This window comes from Xanthomonas sp. SHU 199, from assembly GCF_000364665.1.
Lineage (GTDB): Bacteria > Pseudomonadota > Gammaproteobacteria > Xanthomonadales > Xanthomonadaceae > Xanthomonas_A > Xanthomonas_A sontii.
In genome coordinates, this window is record NZ_AQOI01000221.1 from 1 (window position 1) to 11799 (window position 11799).

Annotated in this window: 8 protein-coding genes; 5 read left to right on the forward strand and 3 right to left on the reverse strand. The window is 67.8% G+C overall.

Features of this window, described 5'->3' with window-relative positions; all coding sequences use genetic code 11:
* Window positions 1-220 precede the first annotated feature (220 nt).
* Complete coding sequence (locus D183_RS0108885) at window positions 221-715, reverse strand: peptidylprolyl isomerase (RefSeq protein ID WP_010340465.1); 495 nt, start codon at window positions 713-715, stop codon at window positions 221-223.
* Between the two features lie 206 nt (window positions 716-921).
* Between D183_RS0108885 and typA the strand changes: the two genes are divergently transcribed.
* From typA to D183_RS0108900, 3 genes are all read left to right on the forward strand, one after another.
* Window positions 922-2751 (forward strand): translational GTPase TypA, encoded by a 1830-nt coding sequence (typA, locus tag D183_RS0108890; RefSeq protein ID WP_010340464.1) that lies wholly within the window; start codon window positions 922-924, stop codon window positions 2749-2751.
* A 16-nt stretch (window positions 2752-2767) separates the two neighbouring features.
* Window positions 2768-3250, forward strand: coding sequence for a DUF2127 domain-containing protein (locus tag D183_RS0108895; protein ID WP_017908695.1), 483 nt, complete (start codon window positions 2768-2770; stop codon window positions 3248-3250).
* 317 nt (window positions 3251-3567) lie between these two features.
* Window positions 3568-5763, forward strand: a complete 2196-nt coding sequence (locus D183_RS0108900) for a ricin-type beta-trefoil lectin domain protein (protein ID WP_232757245.1) — start codon at window positions 3568-3570, stop codon at window positions 5761-5763.
* A gap of 87 nt (window positions 5764-5850) precedes the next feature.
* Here D183_RS0108900 and D183_RS0108905 read toward each other — a convergent pair whose 3' ends face one another.
* Window positions 5851-7008: a mechanosensitive ion channel family protein gene (locus D183_RS0108905; RefSeq protein ID WP_026144322.1), complete on the reverse strand. Its 1158-nt coding sequence runs from the start codon at window positions 7006-7008 to the stop codon at window positions 5851-5853.
* A 267-nt stretch (window positions 7009-7275) separates the two neighbouring features.
* Complete coding sequence (locus D183_RS0108910; protein WP_026143872.1) at window positions 7276-8670, reverse strand: class II 3-deoxy-7-phosphoheptulonate synthase; 1395 nt, start codon at window positions 8668-8670, stop codon at window positions 7276-7278.
* Between the two features lie 200 nt (window positions 8671-8870).
* Here D183_RS0108910 and D183_RS0108915 point away from each other — a divergent pair, with 200 nt between their 5' ends.
* Window positions 8871-11012 carry a TonB-dependent receptor gene (locus D183_RS0108915; protein WP_017908698.1) on the forward strand — a complete coding sequence of 714 codons (2142 nt, stop codon included), beginning with the start codon at window positions 8871-8873 and terminating at the stop codon, window positions 11010-11012.
* Between the two features lie 232 nt (window positions 11013-11244).
* Window positions 11245-11799, forward strand: a 555-nt coding sequence (locus D183_RS24345; protein ID WP_017908699.1) for an alpha/beta hydrolase family protein, incomplete at its 3' end; no start/stop codon positions are given.

The window sequence follows — 11799 nt, forward strand, 5'->3', positions numbered from 1 at the left end:
GGTCAGCCGGCGCGGGTCGCCGGCGGCCAGTGCCGCCGACGGCGCCGTGGCCGCGCTGCGCCACCAGGCATGCACGCCGCCGCCGATGGCGAGCAGCAGCAGGCACAACACAAGGGGGCGCATCGTCATCGGCGGTCGGGGGCGGCAATCAATCGGGAAAATGGTAGCACGCAGGTTCCGCGCGCCCGGCCGCAGGACCGGTCGCGCGGACAGCGCCGGATCAGGCGTCGAGGGTGCGGTTCCACTCGGCGACGCGGTCGGCCTTGGCCGCCAGCACCGCATCGGCGTCGCCTTCGATGGTGATCTTGTTGATCACGTCGCCCTGGGCGACGCTGTCGACCACGTCCAGGCCCTCGAGCACCTTGCCGAACACGGTGTGCTTGCCGTCCAGCCACGGGGTGGCGGTATGGGTGATGAAGAACTGGCTGCCGTTGGTGCTGGGGCCGGCGTTGGCCATGGACAGCACACCGCGCTCGTGGCGCACGCCGTTGTTGGTCTCGTCCTCGAAGCGGTAGCCCGGGCCGCCGCGGCCGGAGCCTTCCGGGCAGCCGCCCTGGATCATGAAGTCGGCGATCACGCGGTGGAAGTTCAGCCCGTCGTAGAAGCCGCGCTTGGCCAGGTTCACGAAGTTGGCCACGGTCAGCGGGGCCTTGTCGGGATACAGCTCGATCTTGATCGGGCCGCGGGCGGTGTCGAAATGGGCGATCAGGGACATGGGATTCCTTGGAAACGGGGGCGTCATGAGGGGCGCATAGGATACACGTCGCCTCGTTCAGGCTTTGCCCGCGCCCGCCGCCGGCGCCTGAATGCCCCCGCCCGGCCCACCGCCGCCTGCCGCCGGCCGCCGGCAGGCGTCACGGGATCCGGGTATACTAGGTGGCTTCCTTTCCTTCCTTCTGGCGCCGGCTGGCCCCCTTTCGCATGTCCATCGAAAATCTTCGCAATATCGCCATCGTCGCCCACGTCGACCACGGCAAGACCACCCTCGTCGACTGCCTGCTGAAGCAGTCCGGCACCCTGTCCGAGCGCACGGTGCTGGCCGAGCGCGTGATGGACAGCAACGACCAGGAAAAGGAACGCGGCATCACCATCCTGGCCAAGAACACCGCCATCACCTGGCAGGGCAACCGCATCAACATCGTCGACACCCCCGGACACGCCGACTTCGGCGGCGAGGTGGAGCGCGTGCTGTCGATGGTGGACACCGTGCTGATCCTGGTCGACGCGATGGACGGCCCGATGCCGCAGACACGCTTCGTGACCCAGAAGGCGTTCGCGATGGGCTTCAAGCCGATCGTGGTGGTCAACAAGATCGACCGCCCGGGCGCGCGTCCGGACTGGGTGATCGACCAGGTGTTCGACCTGTTCGACAAGCTCGGCGCCACCAACGAGCAGCTCGACTTCCCGATCGTCTACACCTCGGCGCTGAACGGCTACGCCTCGCTGGACGACAGCGTGCGCGACGGCGACATGACCCCGCTGTACGAAGCGATCATGCAGCACGCGCCGAAGCCGGACGTGGACCCGGACGGCCCGTTCCAGATGCGCATCAGCCAGCTGGACTACAACAACTTCGTCGGCGTGATCGGCATCGGCCGCATCCAGCGCGGCGTGCTGAAGAAGAACATGCCGGTGGCGGTGATCGACCGCGAAGGCAAGAAGCGCCAGGGCAAGGTGCTGCAGGTGCTGGGCTTCCTGGGCCTGGAGCGGATCGAGCAGGACAGCGCGCAGGCCGGCGACATCGTCGCCATCTCCGGCATCCAGGAACTGACCATCTCCGACACCGTGTGCGCGCTGGAAGCCCCCGAGGCGCTGCCGCCGCTGACCGTGGACGAGCCGACCATCTCGATGACCTTCCAGGTCAACAACTCGCCGTTCGCCGGCAACAAGGACCTGTCCGGCGGCAAGTTCCTGACCAGCCGCCAGCTCAAGGACCGGCTGGAGCGCGAGACCGTGCACAACGTGGCGCTGAAGGTGCAGCAGCTGGAAGACGCCGACAAGTTCCTGGTCTCCGGCCGCGGCGAACTGCACCTGTCGGTGCTGATCGAGAACATGCGCCGCGAGGGCTTCGAACTGGCCGTGTCGCGCCCGGAAGTCATCATCAAGGAGATCGACGGGCAGCTGATGGAGCCGGTCGAGCAGCTGGTGGTGGACATCGAGGAGCAGCACCAGGGCGGCGTCATGGAGAAGCTGGGCATCCGCAAGGGCCAGCTGAAGAACATGGAGCCGGACGGCAAGGGCCGCGTGCGCCTGGACTACATGATCCCGGCGCGTGGCCTGATCGGCTTCCAGAACGAGTTCCGCACCCTGACCCAGGGTTCGGGCCTGCTGTTCCACGTGTTCGACCACTACGGCCCGAAGGAACAGGGCGCCATCGCCAAGCGCCAGAACGGCGTGATGATCGCCAATGCGCCGGGCGCCACCCCCGCCTACGCGCTGGGCCCGCTGGAAGAGCGCGGCCGCCTGTTTGCCGCCGAAGGCGACAACGTGTATGAAGGACAGCTGGTCGGCATCCACTCCAAGGACAACGACCTGACCGTCAACGCGATCAAGACCAAGCCGCTGACCAACATGCGCGCCTCGGGCAAGGACGATGCGATCAAGCTGACTCCGGCGATCAAGTACACGCTGGAGCAGGCGCTGGACTTCATCGAGGACGACGAACTGGTCGAAGTCACCCCGAAGGAGATCCGCTTGCGCAAGAAGCACCTGACCGAAAACGAGCGCAAGCGCGCCGGTCGCGCGGGCTAAGGGATAGCGCACGCCCATGGCCGCCGACAAGGCGTACAACCCGGATCCGCACGCGCATCCGGGTCTGCACCTGATCGCACTGCTGGAGGCCGGCAAGGGCCTGCTCGCAGTGCTGGCGGCCACGGGGCTGGAACTGATGGGTCCGGCCCCGCTGCGCGCGGGGGTGGACAAGCTGATCGTGCGTTTCAGCCTGGACCCGGACCACGGCGCCCTGCCCTCGCTGCTGACCATGATCAACCCCGGCGCGGTGCACCTGGCCGCCGCCGGCATGCTCGCCTACGGCGTGCTGCACATCATCGAGGCCTGGGGCCTGTGGCGCGCTAAGGCCTGGGCCTCGCTGCTGGGCTGCATCTCCGCGGCGATCTACCTGCCCTTCGACGTCTACGCCATCGTGCGCCACCCCGGCTGGGCGTCGTGGGCGGTGCTGGCGATCAATCTCGCCGTGGTCGGCATCCTCGCCCGCGACCTGGTGCGGCGCCGGCGGCATCCTCCCGCCTGATCCGCGCCCCATCGCTGTCACGGCGGCTATCGCCGCCCCCCCCCCGTCCAAGGTACATCCTCCCGATGACCCCGGCCTCGCCACACCGCGAGGTGGGCGGACATGTCGCTTCAAAACCCTCCCATCCTGATCGACAGAACACGTCAGCCGACAGATGTCCGCCGGGTGGATTTGTGATGTCATCCACGGGACTTCTGGGCACAATCCCCGTAACGCGATCTTTCCTAGAAATTGTCTACAGAATTGTCCAACACGGTCGATTCTGACCATTGACTAGTTCCGGACACCCCGGAACGCGCGCCATCCCCAACAGACCGATGGCGGAGATCAACACAGGGGAATCGACAATGCGAATCGCGAAAGCGATGGGTTGGAGTGTGGCGGCGTTACTTTGCACCGGCCTGAGCGCCTGCGGCGACGCCATCGATCACACACACAGCGCGACCTCGGCCGGCAAGCACGCGTCCGCGGCGGCCACCACCGCGCCGCCAATGGCCGCCGCTCAGCGCGCGTCCCTGTTCGACGCGCAGGACAACGGCGCACTGATCCAGTACACCAGCCGCACCCCGACCGGACACGACGGCGCATTCGCCCTGTATCCCATCACCGTCAGCGAGGAGCATGCCGTCAAGGCCAGCGTCGACGGCACGATGACGATACCGACGCCGGACGGCAAAAACCTGCAGATCACCTATCAGAGCCGACGCGACGCCAAGCGCGGCATCTGGACCTGGGTCGGCCGGGTGGATGGCCAACCGGTCGGCAACGAGACGGTCATCAGTTTCGGCAAGGACGCAGTGTTCGGATCGCTGGGCACCATCGATGGTATGACCTACCAGATCACCACCATCGGCGGGATGCCTTACATCATGGCGGCCCCCAGCGCCGACCTGCATTCCGCCGGAAGCCACGCGGATGGGCGGCGACTGGCCGATTCTGTCATCCAGCTCCGCGCCGGCGACACCGCGCAGGGCTATATCGCCGGGTACAGCAGCCTGGCGCAGGTCAACGCGCAGGCGGGCAGTACCTCGACCAATACGATCGACGTGCTGCTCGGCTATACGCCCGGCTATCGCGACTACCGCGGTGGCATCACGGCGATCGATACCGTACTCACCAACATGGTGGAGACGGCGAACCAGTCCTTCGCCAACGCCAACATCAATGTGCGCTATCGCCTGGTCGGGACGGTGCAGGTCGACTACCCCGACAATACGCTCAACGACGGCACCCTCGACGAACTCACTGGCGTCAGCCAGGCCACCGCCGCGGCGCTGGTGCCGCTGCATGATGCGCGCGACCGCCTCGGCGCCGACATGGTCGGCCTGGTGCGGCGCTTCAACAATTCGCAGCAGAGTTGCGGCGTCGCCTGGCAATCCGGCGGCACCGATTCGCGCTGGGGATACGCGGTGATCTCCGACGGCGTGGACGGCGGCTACTACTGCACCCGCGGCACCCTCGCCCACGAGTTTGGCCATCTGCTCGGCTCCGGCCACCAGCACGAAACCGGCCAAGAGCCTGGTTTCAATTTCGGCCACCGCAGCGACACCGGCAGTTTCCACACCACGATGGCCTACGCGGTCAATGGGCAGAGCGAGATCCTGGTGTACTCGTCGCCGGCGATCAGCACCTGCAACGGACAACCCTGCGGCGTGCCGGACCAGGCCGACAACGCCCGCGCCTTCCTCACCACGGTCCCCAACGTCGTCCAGTATCGGCAGACCGTGGTACCGCTGGATGATTCCAGTTCGCCTGGACAGATCATGGGCCCGTCCGGGAAATGTCTCGACGTCAGGAATGGAAATACCAACGACGGCGCCTCGATGCAGGTCTGGGACTGCAACGGATTCCGCCAGCAGAAATGGTCGTTCAAGCGCGGCAGCCATAGCCTGCGCGGCGAGGGCACCGACAAAGTGCTCGACATCACCGGCGTGAGCAGCGCCAATGGGGCACCGCTCCAGCTCTATCAATCGTTGAGCACCTCCAACCAGGGTTGGTATTTCACCAATGCCTCGCTCATCGCCACCGGTGGCAAGGTCCTGGACGTGGTGGCGCTTGGGTCAAACAACGGTGCGCGATTGCAGCTCTGGGACAACCTCGGCGGCACCAACCAACGCTGGTCGTACAATCCCGCGAACGGCGAAATCCGGGTCTCGACCGGACGCTGCCTGGACGTCGCCGGTTTCGGCACCGCCCCTGGAACGCCGGTGCAGCTCTGGGACTGCAACGGCACCAAGAACCAGGCCTGGCAGCTCGGCAAGAACGGCTCGATCGTGGGCTACGGCGGCAATTGCCTGGAGGCAACGACGACCGCCCAAAACGGCGGCGCCCTGCGCATGATGGCGTGCACCGGTTCCACCACGCAGGCGTGGCGCATCCGCGGCCAAATCCGCAGCGAGTTGAACGGCAAATGCCTGGATGACTCGGCCGGCGGCATCCGCAACGGCGCCATCGTGCAGATGTGGGAGTGCCTGGGCAACGTCAATCAGCTTTGGGAAGTGCAGCCGAACTAACGCGATCGCCGGCTTACGGAACCGGAGCCGGCACCGCAACGCGCACGGGGCAACACCACCCGCCGGGGACGGTCGTCGCGGCGCTGCTCAGCCAGCGCCGCGTTGAGCAGAGGGAGCACCGATCCCCGCCCCATCCTCGGCACCGGGCGAACGCATCGCCTCCGAGTCGCTGGCGCGCACCGGCGGGTGCGACAGCCGCACGGGCTCCGGCGCCACTTCCGCGCGCAGCAGCGGCAACGCGTAGGCATGCTCGCGCACCAGGAAATCCAGCATGCGTTCGCGCACGATGCAGCGCAGGTCGAAGGCATCGCCGGAGTTGCGGGCACTGACCAGCAGGCGTACCTGGATCGTGCGCTCGCTGGTGTCGGTCACCTGGGTCACGCAGACCCGTCCGTCCCACAGCGGCTCGCTCTTGCAGATCCGCTCCAGCTCGGCGCGCACCTGTGCGATCGGCGTGCGGTAGTCCAGCCACAGGAACGCGGTGCCGAGCAGGTCGGCGCTGTTGCGCGTCCAGTTCTGGAACGGATTCTCGATGAACCAGGTCAGCGGCACCACCATGCGCCGCTCGTCCCAGATCCGCACCACCACGTAGGAACTGCCGATCTCCTCGATGCGGCCCCACTCGCCTTCGACGATGACCACGTCGTCGAGCCGGATCGGCTGGGTCAGCGCGATCTGCAGGCCGGCGATCAGATTGCCGAACACCGGCTTGGCGGCGATACCGGCGACCAGGCCGATGATGCCGGCCGAGGCCAGCAAGGTGGTGCCGATCTGCCGCACCGCCGGGAAGGTCAGCAGCACGATCGAGGTGCCCACCAGGATGATCGTGCCCATCGCCACCCGCGCCAGCACCCGGGTCTGGGTCTGCACGCGGCGTGCGGTGAGGTTGTCCGCCACCTCGATCGGATGGCTGCGCAGGATCGCCGTTTCCAGCGCCGCCACGCCGCGCACCAGCAGCCAGGTCACGCAGCCGATCATGCCGATGTGCAGCAGGTGCTGCAGGTCGGTCAGCGCCTTCGCGTCCAGCGGCGTGGATTCGAGCGCGAAGCTGAGCATCAGCATCGGCAGCAGGAAGGCGACCGGCACGCTGATCACGCGCACGATGCGCGCACGCCGGTAGTCGCGGCCGCGCATGCGCTGGGCGATGCGCAGCAACAGCCACCAGGCCAGGAAACCGAGAATCAGTGCGGCGCCGATCGGCAGCGTATAGGCACGCCAGGGCACCCAATGAAGATCGAGGGTCAAGATGCGCTCCTTTGTCGGGGGGAGGAGTCGCGACAGTCTGTCAGTGGAGGGATTAGCGCGATGTCGAGCACGCGCGGCGGCGCCGGGCGACGGCAGCCGCATGGCACACAGGCGAGCGTGCAAACGCGTCCGAAAAGCGGCGCATGTCGCCGGCGACGCGAAGCCGGCGCGCGGCATCGCACGCAGCGATGCCGCAGTCCTCGGGCCACGGCACGACAAGGCGCCGCACATGCGGCAGCGGCACGCGCGGCGGATTACACCAACCGACTACGCCAGCGGCGTGGCGACGTTGCGCCCGTTCTGCTTGCGCACGATCGCCATCGCGATCTCCAGCGACTGCTCGTAGTTCAGGCGCGGGTCGACGCTGGAACGGTAGGCCCGCTCCAGGTCGCGCTCGGTGAGTTCGCGCGCGCCGCCGGTGCACTCGGTGACGTCCTCGCCGGTCAGTTCCAGATGCACGCCGCCCAGGCGGGTGCCGGCCGCGGCGTGGATGTCGAACGACTGCTCCACCTCGCCCAGGACGTTCTGGTAGCGCCGGGTCTTGTAGCCGTTGCTGGTGCTTTCGGTGTTGCCGTGCATCGCATCGCACACCCACAGCACGCGGCGGCCGTCGCGCTTCACCGCGTCCAGCAGCGGCGGCAGCTTCTCGGCGATCTGCGCCGCGCCCATGCGGTGGATGAAGGTCAGCCGGCCGGGCTCGTCTTCCGGATTGAGCACGTCGATCAGGCGCAGCAACTGGTCCGGCTGCGCCGACGGCCCGACCTTGATCGCGATCGGATTGCGGATGCCGCGGAAGTACTCCACATGCGCGCCGTCCAGCGCCGCGGTGCGCATGCCGATCCACGGATAGTGCGTGCTGAGGTTGAACCAGCCCCACTGCCGCGGCACCTCGCGGGTCAGCGCTTCCTCGTAGGGCAGCAGCAAGGCCTCGTGCGAGGTGTAGAAATCGACGCGGTTGAGGTTGTACAGCTGCGCGCCGGACAGGGTCTCCATGAAGCGCACCGCATCGCCGATCGAGGCCACCATCTTCTGGTAGTCCTCGGCCAGCGGCGAGCAGCCGACCCAGCTCAGGTTCCAGTACTCGGGATGGTGCAGGTCGGCGAAGCCGCCGTCGATCAGCGCGCGCACGAAGTTCATGGTCATCGCCGAACGCGAGTGCGCGGTGATCATGCGCCGCGGGTCCGGCACCCGCGCCTGCGCGGTGAACTCCGGGCCGTTGACCACGTCGCCGCGGTAGCTGGGCAGGGTCACGCCGTCGCGGGTCTCGGTATCGGCCGAGCGCGGCTTGGCGTACTGCCCGGCGTAGCGACCGACCCGCACCACCGGTAGGCGCAGGCCGTGCACCAGCACCAGACTCATCTGCAGCAGCACCTTGAGCCGGTTGGAGATGGTGCCGGATTCGCAATCGCTGAAGTTCTCCGCGCAATCGCCGCCCTGCAGCAGGAAGCGCTTGCCTTCCTGCGCCTCGGCCAGCTGCTTCTTCAGCGCGAAGATCTCCCAGGAGGTCACCAGCGGCGGCAACTGCCGCAGTTCCGTCAGCGCGGTCTCCAGCGCCTGCGGGTCCGGATACACCGGCATCTGCAGCGCCGGCCTGTCACGCCAACTGGCAGGTGACCAGGACGACGAGGCGGATGCGGACACGGCGGCGGCGGACAGATTCATGAAAGGACTCCTTGGCAGTGTGCGATGTTCGCAGAGCCGGGGCGCGCCGCATAGCGCCGCATACCGGTCACGCTGGCAGCGCCAGGACATGAACGGCAAGCAACATCGCGACGCCACCATGACTTCCGGCCTACGCCGGCGTTTTTGCGAAAGCACACTGTTATTAAGTAACAATTCCTTTCCATTCGGTCCACCTCGCCATGACACGTCGCCCCCTCTCCTCCGCCATCGCCCTGATCCTCCTGGTCGCCCCCGGCCTCGCCCTCGCTGCGGATACCGCCGCCGACAGCACCGCTGCCGCCGAGCCGACCGTCGATCTCGATCCGGTCACCGTCACCGCCAAGCTGGAAGCTGCGCGCAACGCGCTGTCGCCGGACATCGGCAGCAGTCAGTACGCGATCAGCGCCGAGGACATCGCGCGCCTGCCGCTGGGCGCTTCCACCCCGCTCAACCAGGTGCTGCTGCAGGCGCCGGGCGTGGTCCAGGATTCCTATGGCGGCATCCATGTGCGCGGCGACCACGCCAACCTGCAGTACCGCATCAACGGCGTGATGATCCCCGAATCCATCTCCGGCTTCGGCCAGACCCTGGATCCGCGCACGATCAAGAACATCCGCCTGCTCGACGGCGCGTTGCCGGCGCAGTTCGGCGACCGCACCGCGGCGGTGGTCGACATCACCACCAAGAACGGCGTGGAACTGGGCAACGGCGGCAGCGTCGGCATCACCGGCGGCTCCTACGGCACGCTCAACCCCAACGCCTCGTGGTGGGGCAGCGACGGCCGCTTCAGCTGGTTCGCCAGCGGCAACTACCTGCAGAACCGCATCGGCATGGAGAACCCGACCGACAGCGACAACCCGATCCACGACAAGACCCACCAGGGCAAGGGCTTCGCCGACCTCAGCTATCTGCTGAACGAGAACACCCGGCTCAGCCTGCTGGTCGGCTACGCCAACAACCGCTTCCAGATCCCCAACAACCCGGGGCAGACGCCGGCCTTCACCTACCAGGGCACCAGTACCTTCGATTCCTCCCAGCTCGACGAGAACCAGCGCGAGAACACCCGCTTCGGCACCCTGGTGCTGCAGGGCGCGCTCGGCGACACCAGCTACCAGCTGTCGGCCGGCCAGCGCTACAGCAGCGTCGCCTTCTCCCCGGACATCGCCGGCGACCTGATCTTCAACGGCATCGCCTCGCAGGTGCAGCGCGCCAACCGCGCCAGCACCCTGCAGGCCGACTTCTCCACGCCGTGGGGCAGCACCCACACCCTGCGCTACGGCGTGTACGGCAACTTCGAACACGCCAACGCCAGCAACAACGCCTATGTGTTCCCGGCCAACGACGACGGCAGCCAGAGCAGCGACGTGCCGTTGTTCATCCCCGACAGCAGCCGCTTCCACGCCAGCACCTACGCGGTCTACCTGCAGGACGAATGGCAGCCGAGCGACGCCTGGACCATCAACTACGGCGTGCGCGGCGACCGCTACAAGGCGTTCGGCACCACCGAGGGCCAGCTCAGCCCGCGCCTGGGCGTGGTCTGGCACGCCAGCGACAGCACCACCCTGCACGCCGGCTATGCGCGCTACTTCACCCCGCCGGCCACCGAGCTGATCTCCACCAGCGACATCGCCCTGTACGACGGCACCACCAACCAGCAGTCGGCGGCGGGTGGCCCGACCAAGCCGTTTAGCGAGCGCAGCGACTACTACGACCTGGGCATCTCGCAGATGGTCGGCGACCACCTGACCCTGGGCCTGGACACCTACTACCGCAAGGCCGACCGCCTGCAGGACGAAGGCCAGTTCGGCGCCGCCTACGTCTACTCCACCTTCAACTACCGCTACGGCCGCATCCGCGGCGCCGAGTTCAGCACCGACTACAGCAACGGCCCGATCAACGCCTACTTCAACGCGGCCTACAGCAAGGCCATGGGCAAGCGGGTGATGACCAGCCTGTACAACTTCGACCCGGATGCGCTGGCCTACGCCTACGACCACTGGATCCACCTGGACCACGACCAGAAGCTGACCTCCTCCGGCGGCATCAACTACGCCCTGGCCGACGACAGCCGCATCGGCGCCGACTACCTGTTCGGCAGCGGCCTGCGCACCGACGCCGACGGCGTGCCCAACGGCGGCGAGCTGCCGGCCTACTTCCAGCTCAACCTCAGCGCCGGCCACGACTTCGCCCTGGCCAGCAGCCACCCGCTGCACGCGCAGTTGGCCGTTCTCAACGTGCTCGACCGCCACTACCAGTTGCGCGACGGCGGCGGCATCGGTGTGTTCGCGCCGCAATGGGCGCCGCGCCGCGGCGTCTACCTGAGCCTGCAGCAGGACTTCTGAGCCAGCCACGGCGACGGCCTGCGGCGTGCCACCCGGCACGCCGCAGGCCGCGCGTTCAGCCGCAGGTGACGGGTCCGGCGACACGCCGTGGCCCGTCCGGCACTACAGTGGCACCATGTGCCGCGTCGTGGCCATGGCGTCGCCCCGCCCGAGGGAGGCGCCCCACAGCGGCATCCCCGCGCCCGGACCGCCACGACGCGTTGCCACGCATCCGTCCAGGCAGGTGCCACCCATGCGTCGACATCTGTTCGCCGCCGCCCTCGCGGCCGCCATCCTCACCCTCGCCGCACCGCCGCCGGCGCACGCCGAACGCGTCACCGACTTCCGAATGCCGGTGGTCGTGCAAGGCGTCGACTACGATCTCGCCGCGCGCGTGTATCGACCGACAGGCCCCGGCCCGTTCCCGCTGATCGTCATCCATCACGGCACACCGGCGGACAAGCGCAAGCTCGCCGACACCCGGCTTGGTTTCGCCCGCGCCGCGCGCTGGTTCGCCGCCCGCGGCTACATGGTGGTGCTGGCCTTGCGGCCTGGCTACGGCGGTTCCAGCGGCAGCTACCTGGAAGGCGCGGGCAACTGCCACGACGTCGATTTCGTCGTCGCCGGGCACAAGATCGCGGCGGCCGAGGCGGCGATCGTCGACGCCGCCGCACGCCTGCCCGGCGCGGACCCGCAGCGCATCGTCGTGGTCGGCCAGTCCGCCGGCGGCCTCGGCGCGGTGGCGCTGGCCGATGCGCCGCCATCCGGCGTGCGTGGCGTGATCAGCTTCGCCGGCGGGCGCGGCAGC